Source organism: Sphingomonas sp. BK235 (assembly GCF_004345855.1).
GTDB lineage: Bacteria > Pseudomonadota > Alphaproteobacteria > Sphingomonadales > Sphingomonadaceae > Sphingomonas.
Window position 1 is genome coordinate 300,520 of the sequence record NZ_SLXN01000006.1, and the last position, 15,019, is coordinate 315,538.

General features: G+C 69.4%; 15 protein-coding genes. 8 read left to right on the top strand and 7 right to left on the bottom strand.

Translation table 11 applies throughout. From position 1 onward, the window contains the following. Positions 1-4: 4 nt before the first annotated feature. On the bottom strand, positions 5-2,998 hold the full coding sequence (locus tag EV292_RS16595; protein ID WP_132910345.1) for a TonB-dependent receptor: 2,994 nt from the start codon (positions 2,996-2,998) through the stop codon (positions 5-7). 205 nt (positions 2,999-3,203) lie between these two features. Then, entirely contained in the window at positions 3,204-4,031 is an 828-nt protein-coding gene (locus EV292_RS16600) for an arylamine N-acetyltransferase (RefSeq protein WP_132910346.1), read from the bottom strand. A 99-nt stretch (positions 4,032-4,130) separates the two neighbouring features. On the opposite strand from EV292_RS16600, the gene EV292_RS16605 reads away from it, so the two are divergent. Next, a complete protein-coding gene (locus EV292_RS16605; protein WP_132910347.1) occupies positions 4,131-5,258 on the top strand; it encodes a zinc-binding dehydrogenase in 1,128 nt (375 codons plus the stop codon). A gap of 76 nt (positions 5,259-5,334) precedes the next feature. On the opposite strand, the gene EV292_RS16610 is transcribed toward EV292_RS16605, so the two are convergent. After that, positions 5,335-5,850, bottom strand: coding sequence for a DUF2721 domain-containing protein (locus EV292_RS16610; RefSeq protein WP_347812601.1), 516 nt, complete (start codon positions 5,848-5,850; stop codon positions 5,335-5,337). A 123-nt stretch (positions 5,851-5,973) separates the two neighbouring features. Here EV292_RS16610 and EV292_RS16615 point away from each other — a divergent pair, with 123 nt between their 5' ends. Together EV292_RS16615 and EV292_RS16620 are read left to right on the top strand one after the other, a co-directional pair. Then, positions 5,974-6,429: a hypothetical protein gene (locus EV292_RS16615; RefSeq protein WP_132910348.1), complete on the top strand. Its 456-nt coding sequence runs from the start codon at positions 5,974-5,976 to the stop codon at positions 6,427-6,429. Further along, positions 6,430-7,173, top strand: coding sequence for a TorF family putative porin (locus EV292_RS16620; protein WP_132910349.1), 744 nt, complete (start codon positions 6,430-6,432; stop codon positions 7,171-7,173). Positions 7,174-7,392: 219 nt separating this feature from the next. On the opposite strand, the gene glnA is transcribed toward EV292_RS16620, so the two are convergent. Continuing rightward, on the bottom strand, positions 7,393-8,805 hold the full coding sequence (gene glnA / locus EV292_RS16625; RefSeq protein WP_132910350.1) for a type I glutamate--ammonia ligase: 1,413 nt from the start codon (positions 8,803-8,805) through the stop codon (positions 7,393-7,395). 92 nt (positions 8,806-8,897) lie between these two features. Continuing rightward, on the bottom strand, positions 8,898-9,236 hold the full coding sequence (locus EV292_RS16630; RefSeq protein ID WP_132910351.1) for a P-II family nitrogen regulator: 339 nt from the start codon (positions 9,234-9,236) through the stop codon (positions 8,898-8,900). A 215-nt stretch (positions 9,237-9,451) separates the two neighbouring features. On the opposite strand from EV292_RS16630, the gene EV292_RS16635 reads away from it, so the two are divergent. After that, on the top strand, positions 9,452-10,561 hold the full coding sequence (locus tag EV292_RS16635; protein ID WP_132910352.1) for a CAP domain-containing protein: 1,110 nt from the start codon (positions 9,452-9,454) through the stop codon (positions 10,559-10,561). A 25-nt stretch (positions 10,562-10,586) separates the two neighbouring features. On the opposite strand, the gene EV292_RS16640 is transcribed toward EV292_RS16635, so the two are convergent. Further along, positions 10,587-11,348, bottom strand: coding sequence for a M15 family metallopeptidase (locus EV292_RS16640; protein ID WP_132910353.1), 762 nt, complete (start codon positions 11,346-11,348; stop codon positions 10,587-10,589). 47 nt (positions 11,349-11,395) lie between these two features. On the opposite strand from EV292_RS16640, the gene EV292_RS16645 reads away from it, so the two are divergent. The 3 genes from EV292_RS16645 (at position 11,396) to EV292_RS16655 (ending at position 12,874) form a co-directional block, all read left to right on the top strand. Then, a complete protein-coding gene (locus EV292_RS16645; protein WP_132910354.1) occupies positions 11,396-12,049 on the top strand; it encodes an RNA pseudouridine synthase in 654 nt (217 codons plus the stop codon). Continuing rightward, positions 12,042-12,440 (top strand): alternative ribosome rescue aminoacyl-tRNA hydrolase ArfB, encoded by a 399-nt coding sequence (gene arfB / locus EV292_RS16650; RefSeq protein WP_132910355.1) that lies wholly within the window; start codon positions 12,042-12,044, stop codon positions 12,438-12,440. The genes EV292_RS16645 and arfB overlap by 8 nt, the downstream gene beginning before the upstream one ends. A gap of 116 nt (positions 12,441-12,556) precedes the next feature. Beyond that, entirely contained in the window at positions 12,557-12,874 is a 318-nt protein-coding gene (locus tag EV292_RS16655; protein WP_132910356.1) for a hypothetical protein, read from the top strand. Positions 12,875-12,973: 99 nt separating this feature from the next. On the opposite strand, the gene EV292_RS16660 is transcribed toward EV292_RS16655, so the two are convergent. After that, entirely contained in the window at positions 12,974-14,185 is a 1,212-nt protein-coding gene (locus EV292_RS16660) for a DUF1996 domain-containing protein (protein ID WP_165927156.1), read from the bottom strand. 314 nt (positions 14,186-14,499) lie between these two features. Between EV292_RS16660 and EV292_RS16665 the strand changes: the two genes are divergently transcribed. Then, the gene (locus EV292_RS16665) at positions 14,500-14,985 is read left to right on the top strand and encodes a GAF domain-containing protein (protein WP_132910358.1); all 486 of its coding nucleotides are present in this window, start codon (positions 14,500-14,502) and stop codon (positions 14,983-14,985) included. The last annotated feature ends 34 nt before the right edge of the window (positions 14,986-15,019 follow it).

A 15,019-nucleotide genomic window follows, 5' to 3' on the forward strand; every position in this document is an offset into this window, starting at 1 on the left:
TCGCTTACATGTCGATCGTCAGGCCCGCGAAGATGTAGCGGCCGAGCGGCTCGTAGATGCCCGGATAGGTGTTGCCGTTGCCGAACGAACCGATCGGCGCCGCGGTCTGGCTGAGCGACGGCGGCTCGCGGTCGAGCAGGTTGTTGGCGCCGATGCGGAACGTGTAGCGGTCCTGCACGCGCGCGGTCATCGTCAGATCGAAGTAGCTCTGCGACGGGATGCGGCGATCCAGCGCGAACGACGAGCCGGCGAGCGCCGGATTGTCGCTGGTGCGCTCGAACCGCGTCGGGTCGATGTAGCGCCAGCGGCCCGACAGACCGATGCCGTCGCTGCCCTGCCAGGTCAGGCGCAGCTGGTGACGCCACTTCGCCTGCGGCTGACCGCACTGGCCGCCGTAATAGCCCGAGCAGTCGAACGACACGCCCACCTTCTCGTAGGTGTATTCGTCGACATAGGTGCCGCTGAAGCTCGCGCTCAGCGAACCCGCCTCGGCGAGCTGGTAGGTGTAGCCCGCGTTGATGTCGATGCCGCGCGTCTTCAGCGAACCGCTGTTCAGGTTGGTGTCGACGACGAAGCCGTTGGGGCTCTGCCACAGCGAACCGTTGGCATCGCGGTTGATCAGGCCGCACAGCGTCGCGTCGCCGGTGGCGGCGCACTGGGCGAGGATCGTGTCGGCGCCGATAACCGAGATGATGTCCTTCACCTTGATGCTGAAGGCGTCGACGGTCAGGTTGAAGCCCGGCAGGAACGACGGACGCAGGATCACGCCGGCGGTGAACGTGTCGGCCGTCTCCGGACGCAGGTTCAGGTTGCCGCCGAGCAGGCCGTTATACTGCGCCGAGGGATTGTCCGGGATCAGGCCGTAGCGGCTGGTCGGGACACCCAGGTTGACGCACTGCGCCGCCGTGGCGGTCGGGCTGGTGCCCGCGCACGGATCGGTCGAACCGTCGATCTGGACCGACTGCGACTGGAACAGCTCCTGGATGTTCGGCGCACGGACCGCGCGGTTGTAGCTACCGCGCAGCGTGATGTCGCGCACCGGCGCCCAGGTTGCCGCGCCCTTGTACGAGCTCACGCCGCCCGACAGGTTGTAGTCGGAATAGCGATAGCCCGCGTTCAGGGTCAGCTCGTGGAAGAACGGCCGATCCGCGACGAGCGGCAGCTGCACCTCGGCGAAGAACTCCTTGACGTTATAGTCGCCCGCCACCGGGAGGGTGGGGCCGCCCTGGCCGGCCAGATCGCCGGTCGCGAACGAGGTGTCGACGTTGAGCTCGAGCTGCTCCTTGCGATACTCGCCGCCGATGTTCAGGCCGAAGCCCTCGTCGGCGAACGGGCTCTTGATGCCATATTCGCCGCCCTGGAAGGTGATCGAGCCGTTGACCACCGTCTCCTTGGTCTGGCCCTGCTGCAGGCCCGAGATCTGGACGTAGTTGAGCGCCTCGGGCGTGATCGCGGCGCTGCCGAAGATGTTCAGCGGCACGCAGTTCGGATCGCTGCCGTCGATGACCGAGCGGCAGACGATCTGGCCCTGCGCGTTGCGCACCGCGTCGAGCGCGCGACCGGTACGGCTGACCGAGAACTCGTTCTTGTAGATCAGGCTGTACTTGGTCGTGCCATATTGACCGAACACGTCGTAGCTGACGCCCTTGGCGATGTCGCCGCGCGCGCCCGCGACGAAGCGGTACGAAGTGTGGGTGATGTCCGCCTGACGCCCACCGCCCTCGACGTTGCGGCGACCGATGAAGACGTTGGCGATGTCGCTGACGGTACCGTCAGGATTGGTCGTCTGCGAACCCGTCAGGTTCGAGGCGCGGCAGAAGGTCGCGACCTGCACCGCGGACAGGAACGGGTTGCCGCAGTTCAGCGTGCTGGTGTTGCTGAAGTTGCCCGACGGCGCGATCTGCGCGACCGAGCGATCGTCCATGAACATGAACTCGGCGTAGGGCTTGAACGCCTCGCTGACGTCATAATGCGCCATGAAGCCGCCGGTGTAGCGGGTATCCGGGCGCTGGAAGTAGTTCAGCGGGTTGGCGTTGTAGAGCGTCCGGCCGGGGACGAGCTGGCCCGCGGCGTTGAGCGTGTACTGGGTCGGCGGGCCGTCGCGGGTGCCGTCGGTCAGCGTGAAGTTCGCCGGGAAGGCGGTCGCCGAGCCGCTGCAGACATATTCGCTGCCGCTCGAGGTGCCGAGACCGCAGGCCGAATAGTCGCGGCTGCCCTGGTCCACCGCCGCGATCGAGCGATAGCCGAGATAACCGACGATATGGCCGCGGCCATCGTCGGTGCCCGCGCCGACCTTGAGGCTGACGTCGAAGTTGCGACCGTCGGTGGTCATGCCGCGCGGCGCCGGATAGCCCGAGTTGCGGACCAGGTTACGGAACCGGTCGTTGTTGTTGTTGTGGTTGAAGATGCCGTAATTGGCATCGAGGCTGACGCCCGAGAAATCGTTGTCGAGGACGAAGTTGACGACGCCGCCGACCGCGTCCGAACCGTAGGTCGACGAGGCGCCGCCGGTCAGCACGTCGATGCGCTTGATCATGATGCCCGGCAGGACGTTGATGTCCGCGGCCGAGCTCTTCGAGACCGGGTCACCCGGCATCAGGCGGCGGCCGTTGACCAGCACCAGCGTGCGCTGGTCGCCGAGGTTGCGCAGGTTGAGCGTGGCGGTACCGGTCGAGCCGTTCGACACCGACGAGGCCTGGGTCGCGAACGCCTGCGGCAGGTTGTTGAGCACGTCCTCGAGGCGCGTCGCACCCTGCAGCTTGACGTCCTGCGCGTTCACCACGGTGACCGGGCTCGACGAGATCAGGTTGGGCGAGACGATGCGCGACCCGGTGACGACGATGTCACCAGTGGCGGTCGACTCGCTCTCGGCCGGGCGGGGGCCGGCGTCGGTCGGCTGCTGCGCGTCGGCCGCTGCGGTCTGCGCGTAGGCCGGGGCACCGATCAGCGCCGCCGCCATCACCGCCGAAGCGAGCAACTGGGTACGAAACGTCTTCATGTATCAACTTCCCCTTAGGAGTCGTCGACCGGCGAGCAACGGCGCCCCGCATTTGCTGCGGTGACCCGGCAGGCCGATCCCTGCGCGGACCTTAATCACGGGCAAGCCGCGGACAAGCATTTGCCGCAGTGCGGTAAGTCGATCGTGGGGGAGGTGTGACGATTATGCGACAGGTGTGTCCGTTACCGGGCAGTGGCGGGCGCGGTCAGAAGAGCGCGAGCGCCGCGACCTCTTCCTTGCTCAGGTCGATCCCGAACATCAGGCTCAGCCGCATGCGATAGACGCGCGGGTCGGTGATCTCGCCCTCCGCGGTCTTGCCCGCGGCGCGGCGGCGATAGCGGCGATCGGTCAGCGCGGCGAAGCCGTGCGGCAGCACGACGCTGACCACCGCCATCTGCGTGAAGCGGCTCGCCGGCGCGGTCATCGCCCAATGGTTGCCCATCGCCAGGTCGCTGTCGTGGACCGGCTCGGTGGTGAAGCCATATTGCGGCTGCCACGCGGTGCCGTTCCATCCGGCGGCGGTGCGGCCGTCGGTGCTCACCGGGTCGCCGTCGCGCAGCAGCAGCCAGCCATCGCCCTCGCGCACCAGGCGGAAGCGCGCGCCGTCGGGCGCGGTCGCCTCGGCGCCGTCGGCGAGCGGCATGATGGGCGCGTAGCTCGCGCCGAAGCCCGTGTCCGCGATCCAGTCGCTGCCGTCGATCGTCACCAGCGACAGCACATGGTTGCGCGGCGGGGTCGCCGCCGCGCCGAGCCAGACCCGCGCCAGCAGCGGGCGCGCGGTCATCTCCAGCGCGGCGAGCGCGTCGAGCAGCAGGCGGTTGTGCTCGAAACAATAGCCGCCGCGGCGCGAACCCACGAGCTTGGCCGCGACCGACTCGCTGTCGATCGCGATCGGGCGGCCGAGGCGCACGTCGAGATTCTCGAACGGGATGGTGAGCCGGTGGGCGAGCTGGACCCGCGCCAGCCCGGCGGCGTCGCGCGTCGGCCGGGCGGGCAATTCGATGCGGGCGAGATAGGCGTCGAGGTCGAACATCGCCGCCCGCGCTAGCGCAGCCGGGCGCCGATGAGAACGGGTTTGACCGCAACTCCTTGCGGCGGCATCGCTGCGCCACGACCGAACAAGGAGGCGAGGATGGACGAGGTGACCGGGCTGGAGCTGCGCTCCACGGTGGACGAGGGCGGGCGGCTGACGCTCTCGCTCGAGCCGGTGACGCACGCGCCGCCGACCGGCGACGAGCTGATCGTGCGGGTCGAGGCGGCGCCGATCAATCCGTCCGACCTGGGCCTGCTGCTCGGCCCGGCCGACGTCGCGACGCTGGAGCGCGGCGGTGACGCCGACCGGCCGGTGCTGACCTTCACCGTGCCGCGCGAGCGGATGGGCGGGGTGCGCGCGCGGATCGGCCAGTCGCTGCCCGTCGGCAACGAGGGCGCGGGCACCGTGATCGCCGCCGGTCCCGAGGCGCAGGCGCTGGTCGGCCGCACCGTCGGCATGATGGGCGGCGCAATGTACGCACAATATCGCACGCTGCGCGCGCGCGACGTGGTGCCGCTGCCCGAGGGCGTCGCCGCCGCGGACGGCGCGGCGATGTTCGTCAACCCGCTCACCGCGCTCAGCTTCGTCGAGACGATGCGGATGGAGGGGCATCACGCCATCGTCCACACCGCGGCGGCATCGAACCTGGGGCAGATGCTCCAGAAGATCTGTCTGGCCGATGGCGTGCCGCTGGTGAACATCGTGCGCAGCGAGGCGCAGGCGGCGCTGTTGCGCGACATCGGCGCGACGCACGTGCTCGACAGCCGTGCCGAGGATTTCCGCGCCCGGCTCGCCGACGCGATCACCGAGACGGGCGCGACGATCGCCTTCGACGCGATCGGCGGGGGAACGCTGGGCAGCGACATCGTCCAGGCGATGGAACAGGCCGCCAACCGCCGCGCCACCGAGTACAGCCGCTATGGGTCGAACGTGTTCAAGCAATTGTACGTCTATGGCGCGCTCGACACGGCGCCGACGACGCTCAACCGGCTGGCGTTCGGCTTCCAGTGGAGCGTGTCGGGCTTCCTGCTGACGCCGTGGTTGCAGAAGGCCGGGCGCGAGCTGGTCGGGCGGATGCGCCAGCGCGTGGTGGACGAACTGACCACCACCTTCGCGAGCCGCTATACCCGTACGATCGGGCTGGCCGAGGCGCTCGATCCGGCGGTGCTGCGCGGCTATGAGCGCAAGGCGACGGGCGAGAAATATCTCATCGACCCGACGCGCTGAGCCGGGCGCGCCGGCTGTTGCCGCACCGCTCCTCGTGGCACCGGCGGTCTCCCCGAGGCCGCCGGCGCTCGCCTGCCTAGTGCAGCAGTTCGTCGCGCACGCGGATCGCGTGGATCGACAGCCGCACCTCGACCATGAAGGCGACGAACGCCGCGATCAGCAGCGACATCGCGAGGATGAAGCTGAATGCCACCCATTGCCCGATATGGAACCGGGTCAGCGCGCCGATGAACAGCATCGCCACCACCGCGCAGGTCGCCACCGCGCTGGCCACCGCGAGGAACAAGGAAGCGTTGATCACCTTCATCCGGCGCGCCAGCCGGCGCAGCTCGGCCGCGGCGCGCGAGCGATCCTCGCGCTGGAGCGCGGGATGCCGCTCCTCCAGCACGCGCGCGCGATCGATCACGCGCGCCAGCCGCCCGGTCAGTACGTTGAGCAGCGCGCCGATCCCGGTGAGCATGAAGACGGGGCTGAGCGAGGCCTGGATCGCCTCGGCGATCGTGGGTAGGGCGGGCGCATAGGACATCGGCGGCGACTGTGCCGCGCCATCGGGCCGCGCACAACCGTCGCACGGAAGCTCGATCAGCAACATGGGTCGTATCGCGTGTGACGAATCGTTGCGAGACGGCCCCACTTCATTGAAGCGGCCGCGCCCGGCATCATCTCGGTAGGGCCACCGGGCAGCATGGCCCGGGGCCGCGTAAGGAGAACGAACATGGCTTTCTCGATCGTCGCCGGGCTCGCCCTGGCGCTCACCGCCACCGAACCGCTGCCCGCCGCGCCCGACGCCGCGCACCAGGTCCAGCTCGACCACCGCGGCCAGCGCGTCGACGTGACCTATCGCAGCGACATCGACGTGACCCACCGCCAGATCGGCGCGGTCGGCGCGCCCGGCCGTCCCAGCGCGCTGCGCTGCGCGTGGCAGGCGTCGGTCGCGGTGCAGCGCGAGGCGCGTCATCCCGCCGGCCATGTGCTGGCGCGCACCGTCAGCGCGGAACAGCCGCTGACCGGCTCGCGCCCGGGCTGGTGCGCGACCCAGAAGGACGCGATCGCGCGCGACGTCGCGGCGCGCAGCGACACGGTGCGCGAGCATCTGCTCGCGGTCGCGGCGCGCGACCAGGACGCGCTGGTGGCGGAGCTCGACGCGGCGCACGGCACGGTGCGCGGCTGAGTGCGACACGGTTCCGTCCTTCTCGCCGCGCTGATCGGCGCGGCGCATGTCACCCCGGCCGCGGCGCAGATCGCGCCGCACGCCGGGGTCGAGATCACCACCGACGAGCGCCGTCGCGGCCTGAGCTGGAGCGACGGCGAGCTCGCGCCCGCGGCCTGGGCACGGATCGACCTGCCCGCCGGGATCGACGTCGGCGTGCGCGCCACCGGGACGCGCGGCGACCCCCGCCACGGCGGTGCGGACGCGGTGATCGAACCCACGCTCGGCTATAACCGCACCGCCGGCGGTTTCCGGCTCGACGGCTTCGTCACGGGCCATCTCTTCTCCGGCGCGCGGGCGTCGCTCGACTATGGCGAGGTCGGCGCGGGGGCGAGCTACTCGCTCGGGCCGATCGAGGCGGGGGCGGAGGCGCGCTACGCACCGTCGCAGAGCGCGATCGGCGGCGACAACCTGTACCTCGGCGTGCGCGGCCGTGTCGGCATCCCCGCGACACCATGGACGCTCACCGCGAGCGCCGGTCGGTCGTCGGGCAGCGTCGACGACGCGGTGCGCGCCGCGCGACTGCGCCCGACCGGCCGCTATCACGACTGGTCGGTGGGATTGCAGCATATCACCGGGCCGCTGACGCTGGCGCTGGTCTATACCGGCACCGACATCAGCGACGACGTCGCGGTGCCCTCACCCTATGCCGGGCTGAACCATGCCGGCGACCGCATCGCGGCGCGGGCCTCGTTCGGGTTTTAAAGGCTGATCCGCCGGAGCCCGGGGCCGCGAGGGTAACGTTCGTGGCCCTGGGCTCCTGCCTGCGCAGGAGCACTGCCGTGTTCCAAACGCTGCGCATCATATCCTGGCTTGCCGGCCGCCGCGTCGCGCGAAGCCGGGCGGCCGCGATGCCGCTGCAAACGAGAGAGGCGCCCGGGGTCGAAACCCCGAGCGCCTCTCGCTACGCCAAGACCCTGTGCCTTACGCGCTATAGTACATGTCGTACTCGACCGGGCTCGGGGTCATCTCCCAGCGCGCCACGTCCTGCCACTGCAGCTCGACATAGGCCTCGATCTGGTCCTTGGTGAACACGTCGCCCTTCAGCAGGAAGTCGTGGTCCGCCATCAGCGAGTCGAGCGCCTCGCGCAGCGACGCGCAGACCGTCGGCACCTGTGCCAGCTCGGCCGGCGGCAGGTCGTACAGGTTCTTGTCCATCGCCTCGCCGGGATGGATCTTGTTCTGGATCCCGTCCAGGCCCGCCATCAGCAGCGCCGCATAGGCCAGATACGGGTTCGCCATCGCGTCGGGGAAGCGCACCTCGACGCGCTTGCTCTTCGGGCCGGTGCCGTAGGGGATGCGGCACGAGGCCGAGCGGTTGCGCGCCGAGTAAGCGAGCAGCACCGGCGCCTCATAACCCGGCACCAGCCGCTTGTAGCTATTGGTGGTCGGGTTGGTGAAGGCGTTGATCGCCTTGGCGTGCTTGATGATCCCGCCGATGAAATAGAGGCAGGTGTCGGACAGGCCGGCATAGCCATTGCCCGCGAACAGCGGCTCCTTGCCGTTCCAGATCGAGAAGTGCGTGTGCATGCCCGAGCCGTTATCTTCCTTGATCGGCTTGGGCATGAAGGTGGCCGACTTGCCATAGGCATGCGCGACCTGGTGCACGACATACTTGTAGATCTGCATGCGGTCGGCGGTGGTGGTCAGCGTGCCGAAGGTGAGCCCCAGCTCGTGCTGCGCCGCCGCCACCTCATGGTGGTGCTTGTCGCACGGCAGGCCCATCTCGATCATGGTCGAGACCATCTCGCCGCGGATGTCGACCGCCGAGTCGACCGGCGCGACCGGGAAATAGCCGCCCTTGGCGCGCGGGCGGTGCGCGAGGTTGCCGCCCTCATATTCGCGGCCGGTGTTGGTCGGCAGCTCGATGTCGTCGATCTTGAAGTAGCTGCTGTTGTAGCTGTTCTCGAAGCGGACGTCGTCGAACATGAAGAACTCGGCCTCGGGGCCGACATAGACGGTGTCGCCGATCCCGGTGGTGGCAACATAGGCCTCGGCGCGCTTGGCGGTGGTGCGCGGGTCGCGGCTATAGCCCTCGCCGGTCGACGGCTCGACGATGTCGCAGAACACGATCAGCATCGGCGTCGCCGAGAAGGGATCGGTGTAGACCGCGTCGAGGTCGGGCTTGAGGATCATGTCCGACTCGTTGATCGCCTTCCAGCCGGCGATCGAGGAGCCGTCGAACATCAGGCCGTCGGTCCACTCGTCCTCGCCCATCACCGAGGCGACCATGGTGAGGTGCTGCCACTTGCCCTTGGGATCGGTGAAGCGCAGATCGACCCACTCGATCTCCTCGTCCTTGATCTTCTGCAGAACGTCTGCGGCCGTGTTCGCCATGATGCTTCTCTCTCTCGCAGGTGCGCTCCCCGAACGTTGCCGGGGCACGCGGTAACAGGGACGCCCCGGCACGCGGCCGGGGCGATGGGAAGTCAGATCGCGTCGTTGTCGCGCTCGCCGGTGCGGATGCGCAGCGCGGTCTCGACCGGGATCACGAAGATCTTGCCGTCACCGATCCGCCCGGTCTGCGCCGCGGCGGCGATCGCCTCGACCACGCGCTCGGCGAGACCGTCCTCGACGACCACCTCGAGCTTCACCTTGGGCAGGAAGTCGACGACGTACTCGGCGCCGCGATACAGTTCGGTATGGCCCTTCTGCCGGCCGAAGCCCTTGGCTTCGGTCACGGTGATGCCGCTGACGCCGATCTCGTGCAGCGCCTCCTTCACCTCATCCAGCTTGAACGGCTTGATGATCGCCTCGATCTTCTTCACGCGATTGACGCCCCACCTCGGATGAAAGACCGATACCCCGCGAGGTACCTTGCACCGACCGTGCCAGCCGCGGACGCTCAGGGCAACCCGGTGTGGCGATCAACCGGCTGTGCCGCGAGGCTGCCCGTTAAGCGGGCAATCGCGTGCCGGGTGCCGCGCGATTGAGCAGCACGCGCACGCCAATTTATTAAGTCACGCGCGGCTATGGGGCGCGGATGCGTAACTTCCGGTCGTCCTGGATCCTCGGTGTGTCGACGCTGGCGCTGCTGCTCGGCGGCTGCGGCGGTGGTGGTGGCGGTAGCAGTAGCGGCGGTGGCAGCGCCGCGGACACGTCGGGCAGCGCCCCGGTGGTGGTCGCGCCGGCGCCCGCGCCGACGCCCGCACCCTCTCCAACGCCGATCCCGGCGCCGACCCCGGCTCCCTCGCCGGTCGCGACCGCCGCCGCTGCCGCGCCGGCGAGCTGGCAGGCGCGCGCGGCGGCGCTCTTCACCACCCAGCCCGACGTGGCGAATTGTCGCCCCGGCGTGCTGGCGGAGGCGGTGCGCGACGACGTGCTCGCGCGCCTCAACGCGATCCGCGCGCTCCATCGCCTGCCGCCCGTCAGCTATTCCAGCCCCGACGACGATCAGGCGACCCAGGCCTCGCTGATGATGGCGGCCAACGGACAGCTCACCCATACGCCGCCCGCCGACTGGAAGTGCTATACCAGCACCGGCGCGACCGGGGCGGGGACGAGCAACCTCTATGGCGGCCTGATCTCGCCCTATCTCGCTTACTTCACCGAGGACATGTATCTCGGCGGCTGGCTGACCGAGACGACCAATCTGGTCGCCGACAATGTCGGGCATCGCCGCTGGATGCTCGACCCCTTCCTCGGCAAGATCGCCTACGGCCGGGTGGCGCAGCTGCTCGCCGACGGCCGCCGCACCGATGCCGCGACGATGAAGGTGGTGTCGTTCAGCGGGGGCGTCGCGGTCCCCGCCGGACTGCCGCCTTATGTCGCTTATCCCTACGGCGATTACCCGGCGCGCTATTTCGATCCCGCGGCGCTGCTGTCCTTCTCGGTCGTCGCCGACGCGACCCAGCGGGGCGGCGCCAATGCCACGGTCGACTTCTCCCAGGCGAGCGTACGCGTCAGCACCGGGGGCACCGCGCTGACGGTGTCGAACATCCGCTTCGACAACACCGGCTACGGCCTGCCCAACAACCTCCAGTTCGCGGTGGCCGGCTTGGCCGAGGGCGTCAGCTACGACGTGACGATCGCCGACGTCACCGTGCGCGGCCGCTCGCAGAGCTACAGCTACAGCTTCCGCATCATTCCCTGATCGGGAGCGCCGCCGCGCCCGGGTGTCAGCGGCGACGCTTGCGCGGCGGTCGGCACTTGCCCTTGCGGCATTCGGGGGCTGCGTAGGCGCCCAGATAGATCGGCGGCGGCGGCGCGCTCGCGATCACCACCGGGTCGCGCGCCACCGCGGGCTCGGCGGGAAAGTCGCTGCGCGCGCGCGCGAACAGCGCCCGCGCGCGCGCCGCGCCCGGGGCCGTCGCGCTCGCCCCGACCCAGCGCCAGTGCCACGGTTCCCATTTGACGCGCTGGCGATTGCCCGCGGGGAAGGACATCTCGAACCCGTATCGCGCCGCATGCGCCACCAGCCAGCGAAACGCCGGCGTGGCGGCGCCGCAGGCTTCCGCGTCGGGGCAGTCGTTGACGCGCGGGCGGAAGGCGAAGTCGAGCGCGTAGCCGGTGGCATGTTCGGAATGGCCGGGCGGTGCCACCGACAGCGCGCGCTCGCCCGCCGCGGTCTGCGTCTCGCGGCAGAACACCGCCTGCTGATAGCCGATCGAGCGGTGACACGACAGCGCGAGCACGCGCCCACCGGCCGCCGCGATCAGGCGCGCGAGATCGGGCACCACGTCGCGGCGCAGCACGCACGCGCCGACCGCCAGCCCAGCCGGCACCGCCACCAGCTCGCCCGGCGGCGCGTCGCCATAGGGCAGATGGCCGAACACGCGCCCGTCCGCGCTCACCCGCGCGTTGCTGTTGTCGCAGAGTTGCGCATGCGCCGGCGCGGCGAGCGCGAGCAACGGGGCGAACAGGAGGGCGGGGCGACGCATCATGCCCTCTGGCCACGGCGGCGGCGCGATGGCAAGGGCGGGCGATCATGCTAGGCGAGCGCGTCCTGTTCCTCGACGGCGAGGCGTTGGTGATCGACAAGCCCGCCGGCCTGCCGGTCGATCCGCCGCGCGATGGCGGGCTGAGCCTGGAGAATCATCTCGCCTCGCTGACCTTCGGCTTCCGGCGCTGGCCGGTGGCGGTGCACCGGCTCGATCGCGACACCAGCGGCTGCCTGCTGCTCGCGCGCCATCCCAAGGCGCAGGCGCGTTTCCAGCAGGCGTTCGAGGCGGGGGCGGTCAGCAAACGCTACCTCGCCATCCTCGACGGTGTTCCCGGATCGCAGAGCGGCACGATCGATCTGGCGCTCCGCAAGGTATCGAGCAAGGCGGACGGCTGGCGCATGACCGGCGACGCGCGCGGCAAGACGGCGCGCACCGACTGGCAGATGCTCGCGTCCCACGACGGCCGCGCGCTGGTGGCGTTCATGCCGCACACCGGGCGGACGCACCAGTTGCGCGTCCACGCGCGCGAGGGGCTGGGCCTCGCGATCGTCGGCGATCCGGTCTACGGCCGCGCGCACGCCGCCGGGATGATGCTCCATGCCGCCGCGCTGGCGCTGCCGCGCGCGGGCAAGGACGCGATCGCCGCCGAGGCGCCCTGGCCCGAGCGGTTCGGCGCGCTCGGTTTCGATCATGGCTGACGTTCCCGCCGACGCGATCGAGGAAAAGTTCCTCGCCGCCACCGGCCCGGGCGGGCAGAACGTCAACAAGGTGGCGACCGCCTGCCAGTTGCGCGTCGACGTGTTCCGGCTCGGGCTCGCGCCGGAGAGCTACCGCCGGCTGAAGGAGATCGCGGGCAGCCGGCTCACCGCCTCGGGCACGCTGGTGATCACCGCGCGGCGCTACCGCACGCAGGAGGCGAACCGGCAGGACGCGCGTGACCGTCTGGCGGACATGCTCGCGCGCGCCGCGGAGCGCGAGACGCGCCGCGTCAAGACCAAGCCGTCGCGCGCCGCCAAGGCGCGCCGCGTCGATGCCAAGAAAGGGCGCGCGGAGATCAAGGCCGGGCGCGGGCGGGTCCGACTCGACTGACGCGCCGCGGCAACGTCACCGTCGATCGCGTGCAATATGACGACACGCGGGCGAGACGCTCGCGCCGCATCCGGTCGACGCCGGCCTCCCCCCAGCCGGCGCCACGAGGACCTGCCATGTACGTCTCGACCCAACGCCGCGATCGCCAGCCCGCGCCGGCGACCCCGCCGCTCGTCGACAATCCCTTCGCCGCGGAGCTGTTCGCGACCGGCTGTGCGGGCTTCACGCATCTGGGCGGCACCGTGGTGGTGACGCTCGAATCGGCGCGCTGCGACCATTCCGGCGCCGAGCCGCTGCTCGAGCGGGTGGTGGCGGGGCGGATCGCGCTCACCGTGGCGGGCGCGCAGGCGCTCGCGGCCGGGTTGCAGGAGTTCCTCGAACGCCAGCATCTCGGTGGCGCCCCCTCACCGACGCGCCGTGGCGCGTTCGGCTGAGCTGCTGCCGACAGCATCGCGCCGCCGCCACGCGATGCGGGCGACGGCGCGAGATGGTCGGTCGTCGGTGCGGGCGAACCCGCACCGGCCGCCGTCGGATCAGCTCTTGGGGATGTCGACCAACCGCGGGTTGGCGTTCCAGCTGAAATCGTCGCGCATCTTGAGCTGGAGCCCGTTGCCGAGATCACCGCCGGCGCAGTTGAGCAGCTTGTTGATGCAATTCTCCGTCCACATCGCGAGCACCTTGTCGTCCCACGCGCCGATCCAGTCGGCATGCATCGTGGTGCCGGGACGCGCGGTGGGCATGCCGGGCATCGTGTCCGAGGCGAGCGACCAGGTGCTGGTGTTCTGGTCCCACTTGCCCGAGCGGTCGAGGTCCTCGTCCACCGTGTACCAGGCGCCGAGCGTGAAGGTCGGCACGATATAGGGGTGCGTCGCCGGGCAGCGGTGGACACCGTCATTGCCATATTGCGCGAAGGCCATGTGACGGCGGTGGTCGCCGGGGTTGAGGTCCTTGCCGTTCCAGCAGCCCGGCGCCTCGATGATCACGCCCAGGCGGTTGCCGACCGGGCAGTTCTGCGCCGCGGTGACGATGTCGGGATAGTGACCACCCTTGGCGGTGGGACCGTCACAGTTGAAATAGTGATGGTTGTCGGTCTTGCCGGTGGTCATGTTGTAACCGAAGATGAAGCGCAGGCCACGCGGCATCTCGATACAGGCCTTGCCCTCGATCTGGCAGGTCGGGCTGCTCTCGGGCAGCCGCTTGTAATAGATCGAGACATAGTCCGGCCGCACCACCTTGCCCTTGCCGTTGAGCATGGCGGGGATCCAATAGGCCGAGCGGTTCAGCTTGTTGTTGCAGGTGCTGTCGCCGCTGAAGCGGAGCGAACCATAGGTCGACTTCGCATTGGCGCCGGTGTTGCCGAAGAACTGGTGCAGGTGCGACTTGCCCGGCTGGCCCGGATAGACGATCGGATCGTCCTTGAGCACTTGGCCCGGCATGCAGATGAAGCGGAACGCGCCGACCACGTCGGGGGCGCCGCTCTGCGGCAGCGAACCCGTGCCCCAGGCGGGGACGAGCAGCGGATCGGTCTTGAAATTGCTGTCGTAGGACGGCTGCTGCGTCACGCCGAACTTGCCGGTCTTGCGGATCGCATCGACGGGCAGGCCGTCGGCGGCGAGTTTGACGACCTTGGCCGGCGCGGCGGTGACCGCCTGCACCGTCGGCGCGGCGACGACGCGGACCAGATCGGCCGCAGTCTCGGTGACGGTGCGTTCGCTGGTGGCAGCATAAGCGCTAGACGCGGCCAAGACGACCGCGCCCGCAATCCAGAGTTTCTTCATGTAACCCCCGAAGAGATAGACGATCAGACGATGTTTTCACCGCCTTGGGCAACTGGCTCGACCGTAGCGGCCGATGAGCCCCTATAACGCGAAGTCTGAGTAAAACACCTTAACGCAAAGGCTTACTTTGGCTTAACCGACCAAGGTCGCGTCGATCGCGAAAACTTAAGAGAAGATTTACGAAATCGAAAAAAAGCGCGCGGTCGGCCGAGCTTCTACTCGGCTCGCCCCGCGGCGCGCTCCCTCTGGCGCAACCGACCGGTTCGGCCTAGGTCACGCGCATGTTCGACTTTGCCGTCACCGCCGATTCGAAGGGTTCCACCTACCGGGATCTATTCGCCGCATTAGATGCACTGACCGCCGAAGAGTACGATCCTATCGCCAACATGGCCAACGCTGCGGCGCTGCTGTGGCAGTTCGTTCCGGACCTAAATTGGGCCGGATTCTACCGATCGGTCGCTGACGAACTCGTGCTCGGCCCCTTTCAAGGGAAGGTGGCCTGCATCCGGATCGCGCTGGGGCGGGGGGTCTGCGGCACCGCGGCGGCCGAGCGAACGACCCAGCTGGTCGAGGACGTCCACGCCTTTCCCGGACATATCGCGTGCGACGCGGCGAGTCGTTCCGAGCTGGTCGTCCCGATCGTGCATGAATCGCGGCTGATCGGCGTGCTCGACCTCGACAGCCCGCTGCCCGCCCGATTCGACGACGAGGACGCGCGCGGCTGCGAGGCGCTGATGGCCTTGCTCGCGCCGCGGATCGCCGGATAGCGCGGCGGGGTTCGCGCGCGCCCGTGCTCGGGAC